Here is a 25,288-nt window from a genome sequence, read left to right as displayed (position 1 = left end):
GAAACTCCGCTGCGACCCACACCGGGCAACCCAGATCGCCCGAGCGGTCGCCGCTCTCAACCACAAAGAGCGTCACTCAGGTTGAGAAAGGTTCACTCGATGCGCGGACGCAGAACTCATTGCGGCCGTCCGTGAATCGTCCGCGCAGCAGCGGATCGGAAGGTTCAGCGGTCTTCATTGCACTCACTCCACTTCGGATGTTGTCGGATATCCGACAGATCCCTGGCGTACTGCCGAGCCGGGACCTCTTCAACCTACGGAGCGCGCAAGCCGCTGACCAGGTGATTCCTGCCGTGAGTCGGGAGCGCCTTGCTTTGAACCCCTAGTAAATAGGGCCTGTTTTCTATAGGTGCATTTGTATGGCGTGCTTTAGGAGTGCCGTCTGTGACAGGTGTCCACCTTGCTGCAACGCAATGTCATCATTGGAAGCCAGCATGAAATCCGCTGAGGCAGGAGGCAACCCACCGTGCCATCATCGAGGCTCGCAAAGTGGCTCCCGGGCAGGGAAATCCGAATCCGCCGACTCGAGAGGAAGCTCAGTCAGTCAGCTGTCGGAAGGTTCGTCAAGCGAAGTGACCAGACCGTCGCCAAGTGGGAGCGTGGCGAGAAGTGTCCTGATGTCGGCCAGATGTGGGCCCTCGCCGCGAATCTCGGCATGGACGATGAATTGCGTGCGTACATGATCCAGATCGCCGAGAACGAGCACGTGCAGAACTTCCGCTCCGACCGCCGCTTCAATGCGATGTGCCTGCGCATGGCCGAGCTCTCGAACGGCCAGATCCGAAAGTGGGAGCCGGTGTTCGTCCCGGGCATCGCCCAGACTCGGGCATACCACTTCCATTTCCTGCCCCTGGCATGGAAGACGAACCAGGAAGAGCTGAACCCGGGATGGTCGTTCAAGCGAGGGCGGCAGGAGGGGCTGCTCAATCGCACCGACAACCCGAAGGTACAGCTGCTTATCGGCGATAAGGCGATCCGGGACCTCCAGCTGCTCTCGGACGTCCATCGGCAAGGGCAGGTCGACCGCCTGGTTGAACTCAACTCGATCGCAGGCTGGGAGATCCGTATCCTTACCGGTCCCTACCCCGAAGGCGCAAGCGCTTTTTCGACATACAAGCCCGGGGGCGCCGAGTTCGGCAGCCCTCCATTCGTCTATACGGAAGTTCTCGATGAGAGCTGGTGCATCGAAGAGACCAACCGGATCGCGCGTTACGATGAAGTCTGGCGAGCCCTGTGGGCAAAATCGATTCCACTGAGGGAGTACCTAAATGACCAACGTAACGGCTTGGCGTAAGAGCCCCCGCAGCGGACCGGGCAACGACTCGAACTGCGTGGAACTCCGCCGAGCCTGGCGTAAGAGCACGCGCAGCGGACCGGGCAACAACACGGACTGTGTCGAACTGGCCGCCTGCCCTGAAGGCGACGGCTTCCACGTCCGCGACTCGAAGCTCGGCGACGCCTCCCCGGTGTTCGACCTCTCGGCCGGTGACTTGACGAGCCTCCTGAGCCACACCCGCTTAGGAAGGGCTACAACCAAAGCCCGGCCGCGATGTGTCGCGGCCGGGCTCACGCTTTTGTACGAGGAGGTCGACCGCTGCTGCGGAAGCGCATCGAGCGATTCGTTGCGTCTCAGGCGGCCAGGAGGTCGCCGCAGAATGCGGCGATGGCGCGGTTGACGATCTCGGGCCGTTCCCAGGGCATGAAGTGCCCGGCGCCCTTGACCCAGAAGGGGCCGACCGCGGCGGGGAAGGCGATGGCGCACTTCTCCTCGATGTGCTCGCCGAGGGTCACCTGGTCGGCGCCGACGAGGACGAGGGTCCGGTGCGGGACGGGGCGGTCGGTCATCTCGGGAGCGGAGAGCTTCCTGGCGCCCATGACGACCTCGTAGTCGGCGAACGAAGCGCGCAGCCGGGCCGCGTCGCCGTAGGGCTCGGTCAGATAGGCCAGGTCGTCCTCGTCGAACGCGTCGGGCGGGCACCACATGCGGTGCCCGAAGAACTCGCCGATGTAGCGGCGGCGGCGCTCGGGCGTGTCGAGTTCGGCGACCAGCTCGTCGGCGTGGAGTCCTTGGCGGCGTTGGTAGTCGTACACGGCGGGCTTGGGCCGTCCGGCCGGGATGCCGGCGGCGGTGAACGCCTCGTCGAGTTCGGGCATGGAGTCGTCGAGGACGACCAGGCGTTCGACCCGGTCGGGGTGGCGGGTCGCCATGTCGATGGCGATCATCGCGCCGAGGTCGTGCCCGGCCACGACGGCCTTGTCCCACCCGAGGGCGTCGAGCAGCCCGGTCAGGTCGGTGTTGAACGCGTTGAAGTCGTAGAAGTCGTCGGGCGCGAAATCGGAGTCGCCGTAGCCGCGCAGGTCCGGGGCGACCACGTCGAATCCCGCTTCGGCCAAGGGGATCAGGTTGTGCGACCAGATCCGGCTGGTGCACGGGAACCCGTGGACGAGCAGCAGCGGCACACCGCCGTCCCCGCGTCGGCGCACCGCCAGGCGATGTCCTCGACCGACTTCGACCATCACGGGCGCGACCACTGCAGCAGGGAGAACCATGCCCCATGGGTACACCACTCCCGCACCAGGCGACACCGCAGCCCCGAAACCCGCACCGCACCATCGGGGACGACCGCGTCCCAACCGCTCGGCGACGGCATGTTCGGCGAGACCACGGACGAGGTCGGACGCTCGCTCATCCGGCGGTGTAGACCGGCCACTTGCCCGGGTTGCGCTGGTACGTGACCAGGGCGTTCGCGTGGCCGTGTCCCATGCCGTGCTCGGCCTTGAGCCAGTCGACGAGGGGCTTGTGGCCGTCGAGGTCGCTCGCGGCGATGTCGGCGAGCCAGTCGGCGATCGGGCGGCCGTACTTCTGCTCGATCGAGGGGAAGTACGAGTGCGGGCCCTTGGGCTGCGGCGCGGTCATGCGGGTCCTCCAGGTGTGGTCGGTACACCCGTGCAGACGAGGGCCCCGGCGCGGATTCATCGTTCCTGAGCGCTGCTATGCCGGCCGTCACGCGGCCGGTGCCGGGCCGGACGACGGTGGCGTTCCGGTCGTTCGAACCGTCCGGCGTGCGCGGGCATGGAAACAGCCCGGCCCCGCGTGGTGCGGGGCCGGGCTCGGGTGTTTCGAGTTGGCTTGCGGCGCTTAGCGCTTGTTGAACTTCTTCTTCGAGATCACGTAGCCCAGCAGCGCGAAGGCGAGCGACCAGGCGATGGTCAGGCCCAGGTCCAGGCCGTCGACCGCGTTGCCGAACAGGAGCGCCCGGACGACCTCGATGAACGGGGTGAAGGGCTGGTACTCGGCGAAGTACTGGACCACGGTGGGCATCGAGTCGGTGGGCACGAACGCCGAGCCGAAGAACGGCAGCAGCATCAGCGGCATCGGGGTGTTCGAGGCTTCCTCGACGGTCTTGGCGGCCATGCCGAGTCCGACGGTGAGCCAGGTCAGACCGAAGGAGATCAGCAGCATCACACCGGCGAGGCCGAGCCAGCCGAGCGCGTCCGTCTCGGGGCGGAAGCCGATCGCGACGGCGACGCCGAGCGTGACGGCGATGCACAGGAACGACTGGATGACCGAGGCGATCACGTGTCCGGTGAGGACGGAGACCCGGGCGATCGACATGGTGCGGAAGCGGTCGATGATGCCTTCGGTCATGTCCATGGCCACGCTGATCGCGGTGCCCTGCACGGCGGCGACGACCGCCATCAGGAGCATGCCGGGCGTCAGGTAGGTCAGGTACGCCTCGCGGCCGCCGGTCGGGCCGCCGAGGCCGTCGCCGATCGTCCCGCCGAAGACGTAGACGAACAGGAGGAGGAAGACCACCGGCATGCCGACGAGCATGAGGGTCAGCGAAGGGTATCGCAGCATGTGCTTGAACTGGCGGCGCAGCATCGTGGAGGTGTCGGAAACGGTGTAGGCGAGGGTGCTCATCGGAAGGCTCCTTGTGGGCGTTGGTGAAAGGTTCAGGGGGCGGGTTACGCGGAGACCGCGGCTTCGATGTTCGTGGTGTGGCCGGTGAGGGTCAGGAAGACGTCGTCGAGGTCCGGCGTGTGCACGGTGAGCTCGTCGACCTCGATGCCCTCGCGGTCGATGGTGTCGAGGATCTTGCGCAGCGATTCGACCGAGCCGTCCGCGGCGACCTGGACGCCGAGCGGGTCCGTGTCGGAGACGGTGGCGGCGAGGATCTCCACGGCCTTCTGGACCTGGTCGCCGCGGTGCAGCCGGAGTTTGACGTGGCCGCCGGGGACGAGTCGCTTGAGCTCCTCCGGCGTGCCCTCGGCGACGATCTTGCCGCCGTTGAGGACCGCGATCTTGTCGGCCAGCTCGTCGGCCTCCTCGAGGTACTGCGTGGTCAGGAAGATCGTGGTGCCGCCCTTGACGAGTTCGCGGATGATCGACCAGACGACGCGGCGGCCGGCCGGGTCGAGGCCGGTGGTCGGCTCGTCCAGGAAGATCACCTTCGGGTCGCCCATGAGGCACATCGCGATGTCGAGGCGGCGCTTCATGCCACCCGAGTAGGTGGCCGGGGCGCGCTTGGCGGCGTCCATGAGGTCGAACCGCTCCAGCAGGTCCTCGGTGCGGCGCTTGGTCTCCGCCTTGCCCAGGTGGTGCAGGCGACCCATGAGGTGAAGGTTCTCGCGGCCGGTGAGCAGGCCGTCGACGGCCGCGAACTGGCCGGTGACGCCGATGCTCTTGCGCACCGCGTCGGCATCGCCCACGACGTGGTTGCCGTTGATGAACGCGTCGCCGCCGCTGGCGGGGATGAGGGTCGTGAGGATGTTGACCGTCGTGGTCTTGCCGGCGCCGTTGGGGCCGAGCAGGGAGAAGATGGTGCCTTCGGGGACGGAGATGTCGACGCCGCCGAGGACGGACTTCTCGCCGTAGGACTTGGTGAGGTTGCGGGCTTCGATGGCGATCGGCTGGGTGGTCATGATTCCTGCTTTCGGGGGTCTTCTGGTTCTTGTTCCGGTTCCGGTTCGGTTTCCCTCGCCGGGCATGTGAGTACTTTGGCCGGGGCCGCTGACATGGCGCTGACATCGACCTGACGTGGCGTCAGTTCCGGTGAAAGCCGGTGCGGCGGCGGGTAGAGCGTGAGCACCATTCCCAGGTCGAACACGGTTTCACCTCGATGTCCGGGATCAGTGACAGTGCAATGTGGACTGTCGGTGGGCAGGGCTCCGCCCCGGCGGGCGTGCCTTGCGGAGGGTGCGGTCGGCTACCGGGACGTGCCCGGGGCCGTCAGGTCGACGGAGGCGGTGCCGGTCCGGCTAGATGTCGAGGTCCTGCACCGGCGGCGCTTCCGCCGTGGCGGCGACCATCTGGTACAGCTCGGCCGGGATCTTCGCCTTGAGCTCGTCGAGCGTGTCGACGACCTCGAGGGTGGCGTCCCCGTAGTTCATGGCGTAGCTCTGCTCGCCGAAGCCGAGGAGCTTGCGCCAGCCGGTCTCGTTCGTCTCGTGGACGTAGTCGGGCGTCTTCTCGATGTGGATCACGAACTTGCCCGAGCGGGAGCGGTAGACCCGGTAGATCTCCGCCTTCTTCTCGTTCGAGCGGACCCATTCGCCGATCTTGACGCCGGTGAAGCGCTGGCGCTGGCGTTTGCGTCCGGAGCCCGGGCCGACGGGGACGGTGATCTCCTCGTAGCCCTCCAGGCGGCCCTCCTCGGCGTCGACGTAGCGCTTGAGCGCCGTCGAGATCGCCTTGGAGAGGTTGCCTCCCGCGAGTTCCTGCGCTCGGGTGTAGAGGGGCAGGTCCTTGTCGGCGACGTAGATCGTCTTGTTGGGCATGACGGCATCTTAACCTCCTTCCAGGGGTCGTTCTCGGTATACGTAGAGACTATACGTATACGTAGGCCATGTGCAAGCCCGATCCCCGATTTCTTTTCGGCCGCGGCGCACGCTTGCGAAGCCGCAAAGGTGCAGAGCACGCCGAAGGGCGGCCCCGCGACACGTCGCGGAACCGCCCTCCGAAGCGTTGACCTGGGCTTATGCGCCCTTCTGGGCCGCCAGCTGCGTCAGCTGCGCCTTCACCGTCTCGGTCACGTCACCGGGCGCGGCGCTCGGCAGCGAGAACCGGATCGTCGAGTTCAGGTCCGGCGCCAGGAGCTCCGCCGAGTTGTCGGCGGCGAACACCACGTCCGTGTTCGCCTCGCCCGCCACGAACACGACCTCCAGCTCGCGGATGCGGCCGTGGAACTCGCCCTCGGTCGCCCAGAACTCGACCTCCTGGTAGAACGGCACCGTCGCGCCCTGGATCGTGCCCAGCTCCAGGTCGGTCTCCTGGAACGCGAAGCCCAAGGCCTCCAGCGCCTCCCAGACCGCCTTGTGCACCGGCAGCGCCTCCACCGTCAGCCAGTCCAGGTCGCCCTTGTCCAGGGCCTGGTCCAGCGACAGGTGCGTCGAGACGCCGAGCTTCATGCCGCCCACCAGCGGGCGCTGGTCGACGTTGTTGAACGGCGTCTCCCAAGGCACCTGCACCTCGAACGGGATCGGGTGCGCCGTGCCCTTCGCCAGGTCGAACTTGCCCGAGATCTCGGCCTTGAAGTAGTCGTGCACGACGCCGGCCGCGTCCTCGCCCTTGCTGTCGTCCTCGACCAGGGCCGTGAACTCGATCGCGACGCTCTCCACCGCGGCGTCCACTTCGGCGCCGGAGATCCGCACCTCGCCCTTCAGGACACCGCCGGGGACCACGTGCTTCTCGTGCAGGAGCGTGTCGACTTGGATGCCACTACCGAGAATGGCCTTGAGCTTGCTGAACACCATTGGGGCGGTTCCTTTCGGGGATACGAAGGCACTGTCGTAAAGAAGGCCACAGCGGGGTGGGAACGCGGACAGGGGCGCACCGATCGTATCCCGAAAGCGCCGCCGCTATTCGCCCCCGTGCAGCTGGACCACCGGAATCGCCGGATCGCCGGGCGAGAGTTTCAGCCCCTCCCAAGGGATCGAGATGAGCCGCTGGCGCAGCAGCTCCCGCGACTCCTCCAGCGACGGCTGCCCCACCAGCTCCCCGCCGCGGAACAGCGGCACCTGCAGCCGCTTGTCCCCGGGGTGCGAAGCGGGCTCCCCCTGCGACACCACGACCTCCTCGACCGCCGTGCCCGTCGGCTTGTGGCGGCGCACCGCGATCTTGCGACCCCCGTTGGTGCCCTTGTGCTCCGAGCGCTTCGCGACCGGGCGTCCCTCCACTTCGACCAGTTTGTATACCAGCTGCGCCGTCGGCGCGCCCGAGCCGACCACGACCGCCGTGCCCGCCCCGTAGATGTCCACAGGGGCCGCCGCCAGCGCCGCGATCGAGAACTCGTCCAAGTCGCCCGAGACGACGATCTTCGTGTCGAGCGCGCCCAGCCCGTCGAGCTGTTCGCGTGCGCCCGTGGCCATCACGTCCAGGTCGCCCGAGTCGATGCGGATGGCCCGTAGGCGCGGCCCGGCCACCTCGATCGCGTTCCGGATGCCCTGCGTGATGTCGTACGTGTCCACCAGCAGCGTCGTGTCGGTGCCGAACGCGTCGATCTGCGCCTGGAACGCCTCCACCTCGGACTTGTGCAGCAGCGTGAACGCGTGCGCGCTCGTCCCCGACGTCGGCACGCCGTAGCGCCGCCCCGCCTCCAGGTTCGAGGTCGCCACGAACCCGGACAGGTACGCGGCCCGCGACGCGGCGATCGCCGCCGCCTCGTGCGTGCGCCGCGACCCCATCTCCAGGATCGGGCGGCCCCGCGCGGCGGTGACCATGCGGGCGGCGGCGCTGGCGATCGCGCTGTCGTGGTTGAGGATCGAGAGGGTCAGGGTCTCCAGGAGCACGCACTCGGCGAACGTCCCGGATACGGTCACGATGGGGGAGCCGGGGAAGTACAGCTCCCCTTCGGCGTAGACGTCGATGTCGCCTTTGAAGCGGTAGTCGGCGAGCCATGCGGCCGTCGACTCCTTGACGACGCCGCGGGAGGTGAGGTCGTCGAGGTCCGAGTCCTCGAAGCGGAACCGCTCGATGGCCTCGGAGAGGCGCCCGATCCCGGCGACGACGCCGTAGCGGCGGCCGGTGGGGAGGCGGCGGCCGAAGACCTCGAAGACGCAAGGCAGCTCGGCGGTGCCGTCGCGGAGGGCCGCTTCGAGCATCGTGTACTCGTAGTGGTCGGTGTACAGGGGCGTGCGCGGCAGCGTGACGGACATAGTGGTGAGCGTAATGCACCTGCGGGGCCGGTGGGCCGCGTGCGCGAGCGGTGTTCACGCCCGCCCGTTTATTCCCTCCAGTTGCAGGTGGAGGGGTGTGTCTCACGGTCTGAGCGAGGGCTTCTGGCCTCCTCGCGCCGCGTGTACGCTTGCTTGCGTGTTGCGGATCGCGCATGAACTGGTCGAGGCGATGGTCGCGCACGCCCGGGCTGACCACCCCGACGAGGCGTGCGGCCTCATCGCGGGCCCCGAGGGCACGGGAGAGCCGAAGAGGCACGTCCCGATGGTCAACGCTGCCCGCTCCACGACCTTCTACGAGTTCGACTCGGAGGAGTGGAAGCAGGTCTACGACCAGATGTGGGACAACGACGAGGAAGTCGTCGTGGCCTACCACTCGCACACCCACACCGAGGCCTATCCTTCGCGTTCCGACGCGGGGATCGCCTCGCAGCTGGGGCTGCCGGGCGCGCACTACGTGCTGGTGACGACCAAGGACCCGGACATCGCCGAGGTCAGGTCGTTCCGCATCGCCGACGAGGTGATCACCGAGGAGCCCATCGAGGTCCACGGCGCCCCGGAAGCGGTGCAGAGCTACAAGTTCGCGCACACCCCCGACTCGACGGTCTACGACTGTTCCTGAGTTCCCGCCGGGCCCGGCCCGGCGTTCGCCATGCAGTATGCAGTTCCCGCTGCGCACCAGCCATATCGACGGCCCCTGCCGGGCTGTTCCGAGAATCGAAGGAAATCCATCATGTCCGTTGAAGTCCGCGTCCCCACCATCCTCCGCACCCACACCGGCGGCCAGAAGCTCGTCAAAGGCGAGGGCGACACGCTCGCGAAGCTGTTCGACAGCCTCGACTCGCAGCACGCCGGCCTCAAGGGCCGCGTCGTCACCGACGAGGGCACGCTGCACCGCTTCGTGAACGTGTACATCAACGACGAGGACGTGCGGTTCATCGGCGGGCTCGGCGCGGCGCTCGCCGACGGCGACCAGGTCACCATCCTCCCCGCCGTCGCGGGCGGCATGTAGTTCGCAGAAGGGACCGGCCGTGGCACGCTTCACGGACATCACCGCGACGCTCGGCGACACGCCGCTCGTCGGACTCCCGCGGCTCTCGCCCTCGCCGGACGTCCGGCTGTGGGTGAAGCTCGAGGGCGCGAACCCGACCGGCTCGGTCAAGGACCGGGTCGCCGCGAAGATGATCGAGGCCGCCGAGGCCGACGGGCTTCTCCGGCCCGGTTCGACGATCCTCGAGCCGACCTCGGGGAACACCGGCATCGCGGTGGCGATGCTGGCGCGGCGCAAGGGCTACAAGCTCATCGCCGTCATGCCCGAGAACACCTCGGTGGAGCGGCGGCAGCTGCTGGCCGCGTTCGGCGCTGAGATCGTGTTCTCCCCGGCCGCGGGCGGGTCGAACGCGGCCGTGGCGAAGGCGCGCGCGATGAGTGCCGAACGCCCCGACCTGGTGATGCTCAACCAGTACGCGAACCCGGCGAACGCGGCCGCGCATTACGAGGGCACCGGGCCGGAGCTGCTGCGGGACCTGCCTGAGATCACGCATTTCGTGGCGGGGCTGGGGACGACGGCGACGCTCATGGGCGTCGGCCGGTACCTGCGCGAGCAGGCGCCGGGCGTCCAGATCGTCGCGGCCGAGCCGCGCTACGGCGAGCTGGTGTACGGGCTGCGGAACCTCGACGAGGGGTTCGTGCCCGAGCTGTACGACGAGAAGGTGCTCGACCGGCGGCTGTCGGTCGGGACCGAGGACGCGCTGCGGCGGACCCGCGAGATCCTCAGCGAGGAGGGCCTGTTCGTGGGGCTCTCCACGGGCGCGGTGCTCCACGCGGGGCTCGCGCTGGCGCGCGAGGCCGCGAAGGCGGGCCGGTCGGCGGACATCGCGATGCTGGTGGCCGACGGCGGCTGGAAGTACCTGTCGACGGGTGCGTACTCGGACGGCCTGGACGAGGCGGCGAACGCCCTCGACGGCCAGGTCTGGGCGTAACGGAACGAGCGAACGGCCGGGCAGCGCGAAAGCGCGGCCTGGCCGTTTCGTTTGCGGTGACCGCCACCCGGGGTCGGGTGTGTCGATTCCGTCGCCCCTCGTGCAAGGGTGCGCTGCGGGTACGACATTGCGCGGCCCGGCCGTTTGGTTGTTTCCGGTTTCGGCGATTTCGGCCGCACGGCCGCGGTGCGATCCTGAGGCGTCCTCAGTGGCTTGCTAGCCTGGCCGCATGAGTTCCGCCGGCAAGCTCAAGCTGCGTTCCGTCTCGCTCCGCAAGCCGGGCGGGCTGCCCCGGCAAGGCTCGGCGCCGCAGAGCACTGCGGCACTTGACGACCCGACGCCGACCAGTTCCGGCGCCCTCGGCAGCATCCAGGGCGGCATCGCCTCTGCGAAGGACGCCGCGCCGCTGCGCCCCGAGAAGCCCGCGGTGCGCCTGCGGCGCCTCGCCGGTGTCGCCTCGTGGGCGCTCGTCCTCGTGCTCGCCGGTGTCGCCACCGCGATCGTCGGCCTGTTCCGCGTCTTCGGCGAGAGCCCCGCCTGGTTCACCCCGGCGTTCATCTCCTGCGGCGTGATCGGCATGCTCCTGGCGATGATGGCCTTCGCGACGCTGCGCTTCAAGGGCGTGCCGTGGATGTTCATGGCCGCCTCCACGATCACGCTGTTCGCCGCGTTCGTCATGCTGCGCGCCTAGCCGACCCGCACCACCGGGCCCGCGAGGGCCTTGCCGCGCAAGCGAAGCGGCGCGCGCGGGGAGGCGCGGCCCGGCGCGGGCGGACTTCCCGCCCAGGGTGGGTAGATCACGCCTGCCTCGACTCTCGCCCACGGGTCCGACATGAACGCCACGAGAACACCGATTCTGTGGCGATCGCCACCCTGTCATTTTGGCGACATTCCCGTGACGAGCAGGGGCGTTCCAGGCCCGTTTGGACGTACGCTCGGAGCCCATGAACGACGCGCCCATCGGGATCTTCGACTCCGGTGTCGGAGGCCTGACCGTCGCCCGATCGATCAGCGAACTGCTGCCCGCCGAGCAACTGGTCTACGTCGGCGACACCGCCCATGTCCCTTACGGCCCCCGGCCCATCGCCGAGGTCCGCAAGTTCTCGCTCGACGTCTGCGACCACCTGGTCGAACAGGAGGTCAAAGCGCTCGTGATCGCCTGCAACTCCGCCGCGGCGGCTTCGCTGGCCGACATCCGCGAACGCTACGACATCCCTGTCGTCGAGGTCATCCGGCCCGCCGTCCGCCGCGCCGTCGCGACGACGCGCACCGGCCGGGTCGGGGTCATCGGGACGGTCTCCACGATCTCCTCGGGCGCGTACCTGGACGCCTTCAACGCCGTCCCGGACGTCAAGGCGACCGCGGTGGCCTGCCCGGCGTTCGTGGATTTCGTGGAACGCGGTGTGACAACCGGCCGACAGCTCCTGGGCCTCGCCCAGGGGTACCTTGAGCCGCTACAGCAGTCCGACGTCGACACTGTCGTCTTGGGCTGCACCCACTATCCGCTGCTGTCGGGACTCATAGGACTGGTGATGGGAGAGGACGTGACACTGGTGAACTCCGCGAGCGAGAGCGCGCGCGAACTCTACCGCGTGCTCACCGACCACGACCTCCTGGCCGCCCGCACCGAACCCGCCGAGCACCGGTTCCTCGCGACCGGCGACCCGGAGGCCTTCACCAGGACCGCGCGCCGGTTCCTGGGGAACCTGTTCCCGAACGCGGCGGCGGCCGTACTGGACAAGGTGTGATCTGCCATGAAACTGACGGTTATCGGCTGCGCCGGCTCATTCCCGGCACCCGACACCCCCTGCTCGGCCTACCTGGTCGAAGCGGGCGGCTACCGGCTGCTCATCGACTTCGGCACCGGCTCGCTCGGTGAACTGCAGAAGCACCTCGACCCGCACCTGATCGACGCGGTCATCGTCACCCACCTGCACGCCGACCACTTCTTCGACGCCTGCGCGTACGCCGTCATGCGCCGCTACGCCTCGAACGCGCCCGGGCACCCGCTGCCGCTCTACGGCCCCACCGGCGTCGCCGACCGCATCGTCGCCGCGTACGGCGGCCAGGGCGAGCTGTGCAGCCCGAACATGCGCGACGTCTACGACTTCCGCGAGCTCCAGTCCGGCACGTTCGACCTGGGCCCGCTCACCGTCACCGCCGAGCGCGTCGCCCACCCCGTGGAGACCTTCGGCCTCCGCGTCGAGCACGCCGGGTCCTCCCTCGCGTACACCTCCGACTCCGGGCCCTGCCAGGCCCTGGAGACGCTCGCGACCCATTGCGACGTGCTCCTCGCCGAGGCCTCCTACCTGGAGGGCCGCGACAACCCGAAGGACGTGCACCTGACGGGTAAGGAAGCGGGCGAGTACGCCACGAAGTCCGGGGCCGCCCGCCTGCTCCTGACCCACCTCGTCGAACCCTGGAACGCCAAGGACCAGACCCTCGCCGAGGCCCGCGCCGCCTACACCGGGCCCGTCGAGGTCGTCCGCCCCGGCCAGGTCTACGAGTTCTAAAGGCACCGTTCGCTCACCGGCCCGCCGGGCGGTGTCGCATCTGGCACGTTCCCGGGATACGGCTGTTGCACAGCGGCCGTAGCGTCGAAGGATGTCGAGCGATGCCAGCCCCCAGCCGTACCCCGGCGACCCCAACCAGCCGCCCCCGGGCGCCTACGGGCCGCCGCCGGGCGCGTACCAGCCCCAGCCCTATGTGGAACCGGGAGTTCCGCAGCAGCCGCCGGGGGCCTACATGCCGCCGGGCGCTTACACGCCGGTCCCCGTGCCGCCCTCCAGGAACGGACGCGGGCGCGGCCCGAAGGTCGCCGTAGCCGCGATCCTCTCCGTCGTGCTCCTCGCCGCCGTCGGCGCCGTCGTCCTGTTCAAGTTCGTCCTCAACCGCGGCCCGGACCCGGCCGAGAGCTTCCCGGCCACCGCGAGCATGTACGTCGAGCTCAACCTCGACCCGTCCTTCGACCAGACCCCGAAGCTCCTGGAGCACCTCCAGAAGTTCGACGACCTCGAGGACTACGACGACACCGACGAGCTCATCGACGGCTTCATCGAGGAGTCCGGCATCGAAGGCGTCGACGCCGAGGAGGACGTCAACTCCTGGCTCGGCCTCCGCCACGGCCTCGCCACCTGGGACCACGACGGCCAGACCTACGCCGTCCTGAGCCTCGCCAGCACCGACGCGGACGCCGCCGAGGACGGCATGGCCCAGATCCGCAGCGCCGCCGGCACCGAAGAGGAGCAGTTCGCCTACAAGGTCGAGGACGACCACGTCCTCGTCGTCATCGGCGAGGAGGGCGCGGCCGACGCGCTCGCCGCCGCCTCGACCGAGGCCGCCGACCAGCCCCTCGCCGAATCCGACCAGTACAGCGAGGCCCGCCAGTGGCTCGACGAGGACCAGATCCTCGTCCACTGGATCGACATGGAGGCCGTCGGCGACCTCGCCGAGATGACCACCGGCGCCGAGGGCGACGCCGTCAAGGACCTCTACTCCGGCCACGTCATCTACGGCTTCTCCGCGTTCGACCAGGGCTTCCAGGTCACCTACCGGATGTTCGGCGACGCCGCACACCTGTGGACCGGCACCGAGGGCCTCATGGACACCATGGGCGAGCAGCCCGCCGCCGACCTCGCCGTCGCCGCCTACGTCCCCGAGAACATCGACGAGATCACCCAGGGCTGGCTCGGTTTCTTCGAGGAGTTCTACGGCGTCGAAGCCGAGGCCGAAGCGGTCGAAGCGCCGCTCACCGACGCCGAGTACGCCGAGTACATGGAGCTCGACGCCCAGTACTGGGCCGACACCCTCGCCGCCGAGGACGAGGAGCGCTACTGGGAGCTCGACGCCCGCTACTGGTCCGCCGGGACCGAGGACGACCCGTACGTCGAGGAGACCTACGGCCCCGACTTCGGCGAGATGGAGACCGCCGTGGGCGACTTCGCGGGCCTCCTCGCCGGAGCCACCCTCACCGGCGGCGCCGACGTCGACGCCAGCGAGGACTTCGACCCCGACTCGCTGTTCTTCGCCGCGCACCTCGCCGAGGACCGCGCCGCCGAGCTCGAAGACCTCATCGCGACCTGGAGCGAGGGCGAACCCCTCCCCGAAGGCGTCGAAGTGGACGGCTCCGAGCTCAGCTACACCGGGTCCGCGACCGCCGAAGGCAAGCTCGCCGACGACGACCGCTTCCGCGACTTCTCCGGGAACGCCCCCGCCGAGTGCTCCGTCATCGCCTGGGTCGACCTCGCGAGCATCGTCGAAGGCGACCCCGAGGACTACTCCGGCCTCGAACCGCTCTCGGCCTTCGCCTGGGCCCACGGCGCCCAGGACGGCGACGGCACCGGCGTCATGCGCCTCTACCTGAAGGATTAACACTCCCCGCCGCGGGATGAACACCGCGCATCACGAGGGATCAACACCTCAAAGGACGGGATCGGCCGCGCTACGCTCGATGGCGTGACCGATCCCGTTCTCCGCAGCCTCCAGGCGCGCTGGCCCGCCGAGGAGCGGCTGGTCGCCGAGCCGGACTCGGTCCGCACCCCGTTCCAGCGCGACCGCGCCCGCATCCTCCACTCCGCCGGGTTCCGCCGCCTCGCCGACAAGACCCAGGTGCACACCGCCGGCACCGACGACTTCCTGCGCACGCGCCTCACCCACTCCCTCGAGGTCGCCCAGATCTCCCGCGAGATGGGCTCCGCGCTCGGCTGCTACCCCGACGTCGTCGACGTGGCCGGGCTCGCCCACGACCTCGGCCACCCGCCGTTCGGGCACAACGGCGAAGACGCCCTCCACGAGATCGCCGGGCCCTGCGGCGGCTTCGAGGGCAACGCCCAGACCCTCCGCGTCCTCGCCCGCCTCGAAGCGAAGGTGCTCGACGGGAACGGCCGCTCCGTGGGCCTCAACCTCACCCGCGCCTCGCTCGACGCGACCTGCAAGTACCCGTGGTCCGCCCGCCCGGGAGTGCGCAAGTTCGGGGCCTACGAGGACGACCTGCCCGTCTTCGCGTGGCTGCGCGGCGGCGCCCCCGAAGGCGTCAAATGCCTTGAGGCCCAAGTGATGGACTGGTCCGACGACGTCGCCTACTCGGTGCACGACGTCGAGGACGGCCTCCACGGCGGCTACATCAACCTCGCCGAGCTCATGCGCGACCCCGACGAGCAGGCCCGCGTCTGCGAGGCCGTCACCGGCCGCTACAGCGACGAATCGCCCGCCCACCTCGGCGAAGCGCTCCGCGAGCTCCTGGCCGACCCGGTCCTGGCCGGCATCCACGACTACGACGGCTCGTTCGGCGCGATGGTCTCGGTCAAGAACTTCACCTCGACCATGGTGGGCCGCTTCGTGAACGCCGCCGCCTCGGCCACCCGCGCCCAGTTCGGCGACGGCCGCCTCCACCGCTACGACGCCGACCTCGTCGTCCCCGAACGCGAACGCGTCCAATGCGCCCTGCTCAAAGGCATCGCCTGGTGCTACGTCATGCAGCCGCGCAGCGACGAATCCTGGTACACCCGCCAGCGCGAGATCCTGCAGGAACTCGTCGCGGTCCTGTGCGACCGGGGCCCGGACGCCCTGGAGCCCATGTTCGCCGAGTCGTGGAAGCTCGCCTCGGACGACGCCGCGCGGCTGCGCGTCGCCATCGACCAGGTCGCGTCCCTCACCGACGCCTCAGCAGCGGCCTGGCACCGCCGCCTCACGGCTTAGCGCTTGCGGAAGAGCAGGTCGAAGATGTCGCGGCCCGCTTTGACGCCGCGGCGTTCGAACTTCGTGATCGGGCGGTGCTCGGGGCGCGGGGCGTAGCCGTCGGCGGTGTTCTCCAGGGCCGGTTCGGCCGTGAGCACTTCGAGCATCTGCTCGGCGTAGTCGGCGATGTCGGTGGCGCAGTGGATGAGGCCGCCCGGGCGCAGCAGGCCGGCCATGGTCTGGACGTGCGCGGTCTGGATGATGCGGCGCTTGTGGTGGCGCTTCTTCGGCCACGGGTCGGGGAAGTACACGCGGATCTCGTCGAGCGACCCGGGCGCGATGCCGTGCCACATGAGGGGCAGCGCGTCGCCCTGGTACACGCGCAGGTTGTCGAGCTGCTGCTCGAAGCCGCGCGCCATGAGGTCGGCGATGCCCTGCGGGTAGACCTCGACCGCGAGGAGGTCGCGGTCCCGGTCTGCCGCGCACATCGCGGCGGTCGCCTCGCCGTTGCCCGAGCCGATCTCCAGGATCAGGGGGGCGGTGCGCTCGAACAGCGCCGGGAAGTCGATCCGGCCGTGCTCGGGTTTCCAGTCCAGGCCGAAGTCCGGCCACAGGGACGCGAACGCGTCGTCGTGGCGGGGCTTGTTGCGTCCTTGACGGAAGTTGAACGTCAGGATGTGGCGGTGCTGCGGTTCCTCATCAGGCATAACCGGGCAAGTTTAGCCGCAGGTCGAGTGTGACCTGGAGCTAGCGCTCGAGCTTGGCGGGGGCCTCGTAGGAGCGGCCGCGGACCCCGGCGGGGCCGTCGGGGCGGCGCGGGTCCGGGCGCGGCGGCGGGGACGGCTCGTCGCCGATCGTGCCGTTCTCGAACAGGTACGACTCGCGGGGGACGGTGTCCTCGTCGTCTTCGTCGCCGTCGGGCTGCTCGGGCACGTAGGTGGGCGGTCCGACCTCGTCGTGCTCGGGCTCGGCGGTGATCATCGCCTTGGGCCTGCGGCGGGGGCGGCGGCGCTTGGCGCGGTCGCGCAGGAAGTACACGTAGCCGCCGAGGGCCGCCGCGGACAGGCCCGCGCCGATCCAGAACCCGGGACCGGCGACCGCCACCCCTGCGAGCTCGAGCACGGTGAGTGCGATGAGCACGTAGAGGATGCGGCGGTGGCGCCGCCGCCACCATTCGGCGCGCATCTGCCGGAGCCTGGCCTGCTCGTGCATCTCGGGGTCTTCCTCGCCGGAGTACGACTCGTCGGTCTCCAACCGTACCGAGTCGCCGCGGCGCGTGCCGCGCCGCTCCCACCCGCGTGAGTTCGATTGCGCGGGAAGGCCTTGGCCGTCGAGGAGTTCGTCCAGGGAGTGGTCGTCCCCGGCCTGCCCGGGGAGGCCGAGGTCGGCGCTGTCGTGGATGGCGCTGTCGTGGGAGGTCGGGCGGGTGCCCCGGTGGCCTTCGCGGTCGAGGACGCGCGCGTCGGACGACGCCCGGTCGGCGATCATGCGCTCGTCGGGGTCGTAGCGGCGCACCAGCGCGGGCGTCAGGGCCAGCAGGGCCGTGGCGGCGAGGAGCGCGAGCAGGACCGATGCGGGCATCGTTCACCTCCCTTGCGTCGTTGTCGGCCGGGAATGCGTGAGCAAACTGTACGCAATCGCTTGACGCAATTCCGACAGTTGACTGGAACCAGGGCGGGAAGTCCCAATACGATCACACCTGGTCACAATCACATCACAATTCACGGTTATGCCGGGTTTCTGCCCTAAACTCGCGGCAATGTCCAGTTCGCCGGAACCTTGCCCGAACGGCTGAACGGGCGCAACTCGAGGCGTACTCGATCGTTAAGTCAAGGAAGGCTCGTCTACGGGGACAACGGGTATTCCTCCACTCGAAGGCCCGCGAGCGAACAAACCCGAGCCCCCCGATCGTACGAGCTCGGCGCAACATGGAAGGAGCACCGGCGAACGATGCCCGAGACCGTCCCCGCCGGCGATCCCCGCCACCTCGACCCCTTCGATGGCCCCGAGACCCGCTCCGACCCCGAGCTCATCGCCGCCACCCGCGGCGGCGACACCACCGCCTACGCCGTCCTCTACGAACGCCACGTCCACTCCGCGCGCCGCCTCGCCCGCATCCTCTCCCGCGACCCGGCCGGCGCCGACGACCTCGTCTCCGAGGCGTTCGCCAAACTCCTCCACACCTTCCGCGAAGGCGGCGGCCCCGACCTCGCCTTCCGCCCCTACATGCTCCAGACCCTCCGCAACACCTTCTACGACCGCGTCCGCCGCGACAAGAAGGTCGAGTTCACCGACGACCTCACCGCCCACGACTCCGGCGAGATCTACGTCGACCCCGCCGTCGAGGGCCAGGAGCGCCGCTACGCCGCCCTCGCCTTCGGGAAGCTCCCCGAGCGCTGGCGAATGGTGTTGTGGCACACCGAGGTCGAGGAGGACTCCCCGGCCAAGATCGCCACCATGCTCGGCATGACCCCGAACGGGGTCTCCGCGCTCGCCTACCGCGCCCGCGAGAAGCTGCGCCAGAACTACCTGAGCGAGCACGCGGCCGACTCCCCGCGCGAGGAGTGCCGCTGGACCGTCGACCGCATCGGCGCGCGCGTGCGCGGCAAGCTCGGCGAGCGCGACGCGTCGAAAGTGGACGACCACCTCGACTCGTGCGTCACCTGCAACCTGCTGTTCGCCGAGCTCACCGAGTTGAACTCGGGGCTGCGCGGCGTCATCGCCGTGATCTTCCTCGGCGGCGCGGCCTCCCCGTACCTCGCTGCGGGCGCGGTCTCGGCCGCCGGGATCGCGTTCGGCGGGGCGCTGGCGTTCCTGTTCGCGCCGTTCAAGGCCTTCGCGAACTGGGTCCGCCGGATCGTGCAGCAGCTCGGCACCAAGGGCACCGTCGCGACGGGCACGGCCGTGGCGGTCGCCGCCGCAGTGGCCGTCTTCGCGCTCACCGGCGACGAGGAGGAGCAGCCGCCGCAGGCCGCCCCCGAGGACTCGGTGGTCGTGCCCGCAGCGCCCGAGGACGAGACCCAGACGCCCGGCCCGCGGCCTCCGGAGCCGGACCCCGAACCCGAACCGGAGGACCCGGCCGCGCCGCGGCCCGAACCCGGGGACGAGACCGAACCGCCCGCCGCGACTCCGGCCGCCTACGCGATCGAGCACGGGCTCGGCTCGAGCGGCCTCGTCGCGGGCGGCGAAGCGATCCTCCCGATCACGCTCGAAGCCCCGAGCGGCAGCGCCTACGCGCCGGTGACCGAGCGGGCTGCAACGACTGGGGGACAAGCAGCACCGGTCGGGGAGTCCGGACGACGCGGCGGCGGCTACGCGCCCGTCGCCGAATCGGCCGCCGAGTCCCGCGGCCGGGGCCAGGCCGCGTCCGAGCGCGTCACGCTCGACATCACGATGCCCGCCGGGATCACGCTCGCCTCCGAGACCGCCGACCCCGGCTGGACCTGCGCCGAAGAGGGCTCGGTCGTCCACTGCTCGATCGCCGCGATGCCCGACCCGGCGGAAGCCAACGTGCGCATCATGATCGGCGAGGACGTGAGCGGCTACCAGACGTTCGAGGTCGCGGTCGAGGGCCCGGGCATCAGCGGGACCACCTCGCTGCAGGTGCCGATCGCACCCGCAGGGAGCGAGGTCGGGTTCGCGAGCGTCGACGCCACCGGCGTCACCGCCGCCGGGAACACCTGGCTGACCTGCTCGGTCCCCGGCTGCCGCGAGGCCGTCGCGATCGGCGCGGGCGACCGCTGGCCGATGAAGGCGTACAAGCCCGAGACCGCGCCGCCCGGGCGCGAAGGCGACGCCGTCTCCGGGGCCGTGCTCGACGTCCCCGGCAGCGCCGAGATCCAATGGGCCGGCCTCTACTGGGCCGGGATCGAAGACAGCCTGCCTACCGAGGTCGCACTCGCGGGGCCGGGCGGGTCCTGGACCGGCCTGAGCGCGGCGGCGGTGCGCGACATGGAACCCGGGCAGCAGGCGTTCGTCGAGGTCACCGACCTCGTGACGGGCGGCGGCGAGTACTGGGTCGCCACGGACAACCACGCGCTGCCGACCTCCGAGTGCGACCACTGGCCGATCGACCTGGGCGCGGACTGCGTCGAGGAGCGCTGGGCGGGCTGGTCGCTGACGGTGGTCTACGCCGAGCCGGGGGCGGCGGCCACCGAGGTCGCGGTCTACGACGGGCCCCGCGCTTCAGACACCGAGATCGAGGTCGAGGACGGCGGCGAGGTCCAGATCGCGGCGACCCTGTGGGGCGGCTCGCGCTACCGCGGCGGCGACGGCCTCAGCGCGGGCGGGCAGGGCCTGGGCGAACCGGCCACGTGCCATGCGCAAGGGGCCGTGGAGAACCCGGACTGGTACGCGTTCGGCGTCGACGTCAACGTCTACCGCGTCGCGACCGGAGAGGACGCGGTGATCCGCTTCGAACGCGGCGACGACCCGTTCATCGTGGGCGTCGTCGCGGTCGCCGCCCCGAAAGGCGACGAAACCGCCGAATAGCGGCCCCGAGGCGTCCTCGGCGGTATCGCCCCCTCGCCGCTGCGGGTAGGCTGTGGCTTGATGTCGACCTCCATTGAGACTCCGCCGCAGCGTCCGGCCCGCCGCGGCCTCCCGGGTCTGTTCGGGCGTGCTGCCGGGTGGGTCACGCGCCACGCCGCCGAGCTCATCCGCTTCGCCGGGGTCGGCGGCGTCGCCTACGTCATCGACATCGGGCTGTTCAACCTGATGTTCCTTGGCCTCGACTGGTCCTACTGGTACGCCAAGATCATCTCCGCGGTCATCGCCATGACCGTCGCGTTCTTCGGCAACCGGCACTGGACCTGGCGCGAGCGCCGCGGCAGCGCCGCCGCCCACCGCCAGTACGCGCTCTACTTCCTCTTCAACGGCATCGGCCTGCTCATCTCGCTCGCCTGCCTGTGGGCCAACTCAGGCCTCGCCCAGATCTGGCCGCAGGTCTTCGGCACCGACCTCGCGGTGAACATCGCCGCGAACGTCGTCGGCGTCGGCCTCGGCTCGGTCTTCCGGTTCTTCGCCTACCGCACCTGGGTCTTCCGCCACCAGCCCGAACTCGCCGAAGCGAAATAACGCAGAAGGCCCGCGCCGCAACGGCACGGGCCTTTCACCACGCCTGGATCAGGTGCCGTCGCCGTCGCCCGCACGGCGCGAGCGGTCGTCCTCGGCCAGCTGGTAGAGCAGGGCTTTCGTCTTGTCGACCTTCGGGACGTCGATCAGGTTGATCTCGCCGTCGTCCGAAGCCGAGTCGATGTTCATGTCGCCGAAGCCGAAGATCCGCTCCATCACGTTCTGGGTGTACGACACGGTGTTCACGCGCGCCAGCGGGATGTGGCGGCTCTCGCGGGTCACGAGGCCTTCGCGCCACATGATGCGCTGGTCGGTGATGACGTAGTGGGTCGAGCGCCAGCGGATCCACGGCAGCACCGACAGCCAGATGAGCAGCGCCAGGAAGATGACGACCTCGGCGAGGATCAGCCACATGGCCCAGGACGCGTCGATCTTGGCCGTGAACGTGATCGCGATGGCGGCGATCGCCAGGAAGACGACGAACCACAGGACCGGGCCGACACCTTCCTTCCAGTGCGGGCGGGTGTGCAGCTTGACCACTTCGCCGCGGGCGAGCTGATCGTCGGGATATCCCACTGCGGACCTCCAGGAGTGAGAACGGGCGGGGGCAATACTCGTACACGGCTCGCGCCGCTGGTACCAATGTCAAAAGCACACTACAACACCTTGGCCGCGCCGTTCGCCCCACGATTCCGGCGAAACCCCCGAACCCGTGTGCCGTTCGTATTCACCAAGGGGCCCAGCGCTAAGGGACCCAGCCGTTCTTGGCGGCGTGCCAGCCCAGCTGGATGCGGGTGTCCACATCGGCCAGGTCCATGAGCTCGCGCACGCGTCGTTGCACCGTGCGCAGGCCGATCCCGAGCTTCGAGGCGATCGACTGGTCGGTGAGCCCGGCGATCAAGAGCCCCAGCAGGACCGCGTCGTCCTCGTCGAGCCGCTCCCCGCTGCTGGCGGCCGAGGTCGCCGGGATGCCCGTGGACCACAACTGGTCGAACAGCGCGCCCGCGAGCTCCACGATGGAGCGGTTGCCGGTGACGATCGCCTTCGGGAGGCCGCCCGCCTCCTCCATGAGCGCCGTCTTGTCGTCCACGACCAGGAGCTTGAGCGGCAGGCGCTTCGCGAACCGCACCTCGTCGCCCGAGGCGAGCGCGTGGCGCAGGTAGTCGGAGTACGGGTCGATGTCGAGCACCGCCCGGTCGAACAGGACGCGGTGGCAGACCCCGCGGGCCTGCAGGTCCTCGTGGAGGGCCGCCTCGGGCACGGGCAGGACCATGGGCGGGCGCACGAACGTGCGCAGGCTCTTCTCCGCGCCCGCCTTCAGCTGGCGCAGCCGCGAGCGGATGGCGACGGGCCCGGAGACGACCTCCCAGCCGCCCCGCTCGCCGCCGGGGCCGGTCCCGGTTCGGTGGATCTCGAGGAGTTCGCGCAGCGCCTCGTACTCGCCGAGGACGCCGCCGAGCTGGGAGGCGATGCGCGCGCCGAGGACGGTGTCGGGCCCGACCGCGCGGAAGCGGGAGTCGGCGACCATCGTGGCGAAGCCGTCGTCGACCAGGCGCATGAGGAGGTGCCCGGTCTGCGCGGCGTCGAGCCCGGCGTCGGCGGCGAGCTGGGAGGCCGTCGCGTCGGTCTTGGACAGGAGGAGCCGGTAGAGCCCTTCGGAAGCGGGGTCGAGGCCGGTCGGTCCCGGAGGCTGCCGGGCCCACCGGGTGTCGGGATCGCCGCCGCTGCGCGCCTGGTCCGCCAATACGCCACTCCTTCGCTCGTGCTGCGCGGCCCCTTCAGTCCTGGGGCCGCAGGTGGACGATGTCGCCTGCGGCGACGGTCTCCACGGTGCCGTCCTCGGCGGCGACCTGGAGGCAGCCGTTGTCGTCGATGCCCACGGCGCGACCGGTGAGGTTGCGGCCGTTCGGGAACGATACCGCCACATGGCGTCCGAGGGTCGCCGAATTCCGGCGCCAGCGTTCGATGACGGAGGAGGGGCCCCGCTCGTTCCAGGTCTCGTAGACCGCTGCGACGTGCGCGAGGAAGCCCGCGGCGATCTCGGCGCGGTCGAGCGTCGAGGCCCCTGCGAGCGCCAGCGAGGTGGCCTCGGGGACGGGCAGCTCGTCCTCGGTGAGGGAGACGTTGAGGCCCGCGCCGACGATCACGGCGCTCCCCTCGACCTGGGCGAGGATGCCGCAGACCTTGCGTCCGTCGAGGAGGACGTCGTTGGGCCACTTGAGTTTCGCGTGCACCCCGCACACGGCCCGGAGCGCTTCCTCGAGGGCGACGGCGGTGAGCAGGCTCAGCGTGCCCCACTGCTCGCGCGGGACGGTGGGCCGCAGGAGGAACGACATGGTGAGTCCGGCGCGGGCCGGGCTGATCCACTTCCGGTCGAGGCGGCCGCGGCCGTGCTGCTGCTCCTCGCTGATGAGGACCTTGCCCTCGGGCGCGCCGTGCTTGGCGGCGTTCGCGAGGTCCGCGTTCGTCGATCCAGTGACTTGCACCACATCGAGTTCGGTCCAGAAGTCGGACTTCTCCGACAACAGCGACCAGAGCTCGTGCCGGTCCAGTGGCTTTCTCATCGGTGTGTCCACGCGCATAGCGTAACCACTGAAGCAGTCGATACGATCCGAAGCGTGACCGACATCGACTTCCACACGACCGCCGGGCGGCTCACCGACCTGGCTGAGCGCCTCTCCGAAGCGGCCACCGGGAACCCCCGGGCGATCGAGAAGCAGCACGAGAAGGGCAAGCGCACCGCCCGCGAACGCCTTGAGCAGCTGCTCGACGAGGGGTCGTTCGTCGAACTCGACAGCCTCCGCCGCCACCACTCCACCAGCTTCGGCATGGAGGCCAACCGGCCCTACGGCGACGGCGTCGTCACCGGCTACGGCACCATCGAGGGCCGCGAGGTGTGCGTGTTCGCGCAGGACTTCACGGTCCTCGGCGGCTCGCTCGGGCAGGTCTCCGGCGAGAAGATCACGAAGATCCAGGAGCTGGCGCTGCGCACCGGCCGCCCGATCATCGGCATCTCCGACTCCGGCGGCGCCCGCATCCAGGAGGGCGTGGCCTCCCTCGGCGGCTACGCGGAGATCTTCTTCCGCAACGTGCGCGCCTCGGGCGTCATCCCGCAGATCTCGCTCATCATGGGCCCGTGCGCGGGCGGCGCCGTGTACTCGCCCGCGATCACCGACTTCACCATCATGGTCGACCAGACCTCCCACATGTTCATCACCGGACCCGACGTCGTGCGCGCCGTGACCGGCGAAGACGTGGGCATGGAGGAGCTGGGCGGCGCCCGCACCCACAACGCGGTGGCCGGCAACGCCCACTACCTCGCCTCGGACGAGGGCGACGCGCTCGAGTACGTCAAGCACCTCCTGTCGTACCTGCCGTCGAACAACCTCGACGAGCCCCCGGCCTACGAGTCCAAGGACTTCGACCTCGACCTGACCGCCGACGACCTGGCGCTGGACACGGTCATCCCGAACTCGGCCAACCAGCCGTACGACATGCACAAGGTCGTCGAGTCCGTCCTCGACGACGGCGAGTTCCTGGAGACCCAGGCGCTGTTCGCGAAGAACATCATCACCGGTTTCGGGCGCCTCGACGGCAAGCCCGTCGGCGTGGTCGCCAACCAGCCCATGCACTTCGCGGGCTGCCTCGACATCGACGCCTCGGAGAAGGCCGCGCGGTTCATCCGCTTCTGCGACGCCTTCAACATCCCGATCATCTCCTTCGTGGACGTCCCGGGCTTCCTGCCCGGCACCTCCCAGGAGCACGACGGCATCATCCGCCGCGGCGCGAAGCTCATCTACGCGTACGCCGAGGCCACCGTCCCCAAGCTCACCGTGGTGTGCCGCAAGGACTACGGCGGCGCGTACTGCGTCATGGGCTCCAAGGGCGTCGGCGCCGACCTGTGCCTGGCCTGGCCGACCGCGGAGATCGCGGTCATGGGGTCGCAGGGCGCGGTCAACATCCTGTACCGCCGCGAGCTCGCCAAGGCCGACGACGAGCAGGCCAAGCGCGCCGAGCTCATGGGCGAGTACGAGGAGAAGCTGAACAACCCGTACGTCGCGGCCGAGCTCGGCCTCATCGACGCGGTCATCCAGCCGCGCGAGACGCGCGCGATGCTCGTGCGCGGCCTGCGCATGAACGCCTCCAAGCGCGACGAGCTGCCCGCCAAGAAGCACGGCAACATCCCGCTGTAGCAAGGCTTCAGGGGCGGCGCGGACTAGCCACGGCGAAGCTTGCGAGCCGTAAATGTGGACAGCTCGCGCCGCCCCTTTCCGTTTCCTCTCACCCGATCCGGTGAGACCACCACACGTCCGCTGTCCACGCCCCGCCCGCGACCGGGGGAAACCGCCGTGCCACGCGAAGCGACGCGCACCACTCCCATC

Annotated in this window: 25 protein-coding genes; 13 read left to right on the top strand and 12 right to left on the bottom strand. The window is 69.6% G+C overall.

The window, feature by feature from the left end:
• The first annotated feature begins 466 nt into the window (after positions 1-466).
• Both ACZ60M_RS13240 and ACZ60M_RS13235 read left to right on the top strand, forming a co-directional pair.
• Positions 467-1,294, top strand: a complete 828-nt coding sequence (locus tag ACZ60M_RS13240) for a Scr1 family TA system antitoxin-like transcriptional regulator (protein ID WP_465417745.1) — start codon at positions 467-469, stop codon at positions 1,292-1,294.
• On the top strand, positions 1,269-1,676 hold the full coding sequence (locus ACZ60M_RS13235) for a DUF397 domain-containing protein (protein WP_465417743.1): 408 nt from the start codon (positions 1,269-1,271) through the stop codon (positions 1,674-1,676). Before ACZ60M_RS13240 ends, ACZ60M_RS13235 begins: the two co-directional genes overlap by 26 nt.
• Here ACZ60M_RS13235 and ACZ60M_RS13230 read toward each other — a convergent pair.
• From ACZ60M_RS13230 to ACZ60M_RS13200, 7 genes are all read right to left on the bottom strand, one after another.
• Complete coding sequence (locus ACZ60M_RS13230) at positions 1,630-2,550, bottom strand: alpha/beta fold hydrolase (RefSeq protein WP_465417741.1); 921 nt, start codon at positions 2,548-2,550, stop codon at positions 1,630-1,632. The two genes, ACZ60M_RS13235 and ACZ60M_RS13230, sit on opposite strands and share 47 nt — an antisense overlap.
• 136 nt (positions 2,551-2,686) lie before the next feature.
• On the bottom strand, positions 2,687-2,917 hold the full coding sequence (locus tag ACZ60M_RS13225; protein ID WP_465417740.1) for a DUF4287 domain-containing protein: 231 nt from the start codon (positions 2,915-2,917) through the stop codon (positions 2,687-2,689).
• A 222-nt stretch (positions 2,918-3,139) separates the two neighbouring features.
• Entirely contained in the window at positions 3,140-3,925 is a 786-nt protein-coding gene (locus ACZ60M_RS13220; RefSeq protein WP_465417739.1) for an ABC transporter permease, read from the bottom strand.
• Positions 3,926-3,969: 44 nt separating this feature from the next.
• The gene (locus tag ACZ60M_RS13215) at positions 3,970-4,926 is read right to left on the bottom strand and encodes an ATP-binding cassette domain-containing protein (protein WP_465417737.1); all 957 of its coding nucleotides are present in this window, start codon (positions 4,924-4,926) and stop codon (positions 3,970-3,972) included.
• A gap of 336 nt (positions 4,927-5,262) precedes the next feature.
• Positions 5,263-5,781 (bottom strand): EXLDI protein, encoded by a 519-nt coding sequence (locus ACZ60M_RS13210; protein ID WP_465417735.1) that lies wholly within the window; start codon positions 5,779-5,781, stop codon positions 5,263-5,265.
• 198 nt (positions 5,782-5,979) lie between these two features.
• Entirely contained in the window at positions 5,980-6,756 is a 777-nt protein-coding gene (locus tag ACZ60M_RS13205) for a sporulation protein (protein ID WP_465417734.1), read from the bottom strand.
• Between the two features lie 105 nt (positions 6,757-6,861).
• Positions 6,862-8,157, bottom strand: coding sequence for a nicotinate phosphoribosyltransferase (locus ACZ60M_RS13200; protein ID WP_465417732.1), 1,296 nt, complete (start codon positions 8,155-8,157; stop codon positions 6,862-6,864).
• Positions 8,158-8,314: 157 nt separating this feature from the next.
• Between ACZ60M_RS13200 and ACZ60M_RS13195 the strand changes: the two genes are divergently transcribed.
• The 8 genes from ACZ60M_RS13195 (at position 8,315) to ACZ60M_RS13160 (ending at position 15,854) form a co-directional block, all read left to right on the top strand.
• Positions 8,315-8,797, top strand: a complete 483-nt coding sequence (locus tag ACZ60M_RS13195) for a M67 family metallopeptidase (protein WP_465417730.1) — start codon at positions 8,315-8,317, stop codon at positions 8,795-8,797.
• 111 nt (positions 8,798-8,908) lie between these two features.
• Complete coding sequence (locus tag ACZ60M_RS13190) at positions 8,909-9,187, top strand: MoaD/ThiS family protein (protein WP_465417728.1); 279 nt, start codon at positions 8,909-8,911, stop codon at positions 9,185-9,187.
• A gap of 19 nt (positions 9,188-9,206) precedes the next feature.
• The gene (locus ACZ60M_RS13185) at positions 9,207-10,157 is read left to right on the top strand and encodes a PLP-dependent cysteine synthase family protein (protein WP_465417726.1); all 951 of its coding nucleotides are present in this window, start codon (positions 9,207-9,209) and stop codon (positions 10,155-10,157) included.
• 229 nt (positions 10,158-10,386) lie between these two features.
• Positions 10,387-10,848, top strand: a complete 462-nt coding sequence (locus ACZ60M_RS13180) for a hypothetical protein (protein ID WP_465417724.1) — start codon at positions 10,387-10,389, stop codon at positions 10,846-10,848.
• A 253-nt stretch (positions 10,849-11,101) separates the two neighbouring features.
• The gene (gene murI, locus ACZ60M_RS13175; protein WP_465417723.1) at positions 11,102-11,905 is read left to right on the top strand and encodes a glutamate racemase; all 804 of its coding nucleotides are present in this window, start codon (positions 11,102-11,104) and stop codon (positions 11,903-11,905) included.
• Positions 11,906-11,911: 6 nt separating this feature from the next.
• The gene (locus ACZ60M_RS13170) at positions 11,912-12,670 is read left to right on the top strand and encodes an MBL fold metallo-hydrolase (RefSeq protein WP_465417721.1); all 759 of its coding nucleotides are present in this window, start codon (positions 11,912-11,914) and stop codon (positions 12,668-12,670) included.
• 91 nt (positions 12,671-12,761) lie between these two features.
• Complete coding sequence (locus tag ACZ60M_RS13165; protein WP_465417720.1) at positions 12,762-14,528, top strand: hypothetical protein; 1,767 nt, start codon at positions 12,762-12,764, stop codon at positions 14,526-14,528.
• A gap of 84 nt (positions 14,529-14,612) precedes the next feature.
• Complete coding sequence (locus ACZ60M_RS13160) at positions 14,613-15,854, top strand: deoxyguanosinetriphosphate triphosphohydrolase (RefSeq protein WP_465417719.1); 1,242 nt, start codon at positions 14,613-14,615, stop codon at positions 15,852-15,854.
• Here ACZ60M_RS13160 and trmB read toward each other — a convergent pair.
• Together trmB and ACZ60M_RS13150 are read right to left on the bottom strand one after the other, a co-directional pair.
• Positions 15,851-16,540 (bottom strand): tRNA (guanosine(46)-N7)-methyltransferase TrmB, encoded by a 690-nt coding sequence (gene trmB, locus ACZ60M_RS13155; RefSeq protein ID WP_465417717.1) that lies wholly within the window; start codon positions 16,538-16,540, stop codon positions 15,851-15,853. The two genes, ACZ60M_RS13160 and trmB, sit on opposite strands and share 4 nt — an antisense overlap.
• Before the next feature lie 40 nt (positions 16,541-16,580).
• Positions 16,581-17,414 (bottom strand): hypothetical protein, encoded by an 834-nt coding sequence (locus tag ACZ60M_RS13150; protein ID WP_465417715.1) that lies wholly within the window; start codon positions 17,412-17,414, stop codon positions 16,581-16,583.
• A 369-nt stretch (positions 17,415-17,783) separates the two neighbouring features.
• Here ACZ60M_RS13150 and ACZ60M_RS13145 point away from each other — a divergent pair, with 369 nt between their 5' ends.
• Positions 17,784-20,324 (top strand): sigma-70 family RNA polymerase sigma factor, encoded by a 2,541-nt coding sequence (locus tag ACZ60M_RS13145; protein WP_465417713.1) that lies wholly within the window; start codon positions 17,784-17,786, stop codon positions 20,322-20,324.
• A gap of 60 nt (positions 20,325-20,384) precedes the next feature.
• A complete protein-coding gene (locus ACZ60M_RS13140; protein WP_465417711.1) occupies positions 20,385-20,909 on the top strand; it encodes a GtrA family protein in 525 nt (174 codons plus the stop codon).
• 48 nt (positions 20,910-20,957) lie between these two features.
• Here the strand turns inward: ACZ60M_RS13140 and ACZ60M_RS13135 are convergent, their stop codons facing one another.
• The 3 genes from ACZ60M_RS13135 to ACZ60M_RS13125 all read right to left on the bottom strand — a co-directional run bounded on the left by ACZ60M_RS13135 (position 20,958) and on the right by ACZ60M_RS13125 (position 23,470).
• A complete protein-coding gene (locus tag ACZ60M_RS13135) occupies positions 20,958-21,482 on the bottom strand; it encodes a PH domain-containing protein (RefSeq protein WP_465417709.1) in 525 nt (174 codons plus the stop codon).
• Between the two features lie 169 nt (positions 21,483-21,651).
• Positions 21,652-22,650, bottom strand: coding sequence for a hypothetical protein (locus ACZ60M_RS13130; protein ID WP_465417707.1), 999 nt, complete (start codon positions 22,648-22,650; stop codon positions 21,652-21,654).
• Between the two features lie 34 nt (positions 22,651-22,684).
• Positions 22,685-23,470 (bottom strand): biotin--[acetyl-CoA-carboxylase] ligase, encoded by a 786-nt coding sequence (locus ACZ60M_RS13125; protein ID WP_465417705.1) that lies wholly within the window; start codon positions 23,468-23,470, stop codon positions 22,685-22,687.
• Positions 23,471-23,515: 45 nt separating this feature from the next.
• Between ACZ60M_RS13125 and ACZ60M_RS13120 the strand changes: the two genes are divergently transcribed.
• Positions 23,516-25,099 carry an acyl-CoA carboxylase subunit beta gene (locus ACZ60M_RS13120; RefSeq protein WP_465417756.1) on the top strand — a complete coding sequence of 528 codons (1,584 nt, stop codon included), beginning with the start codon at positions 23,516-23,518 and terminating at the stop codon, positions 25,097-25,099.
• The last annotated feature ends 189 nt before the right edge of the window (positions 25,100-25,288 follow it).

This window comes from Glycomyces sp. NPDC050141, assembly GCF_055586545.1.
Note: the sequence above shows the minus strand (reverse complement) of the source record. Positions and strands in the feature narration are given on the sequence as shown.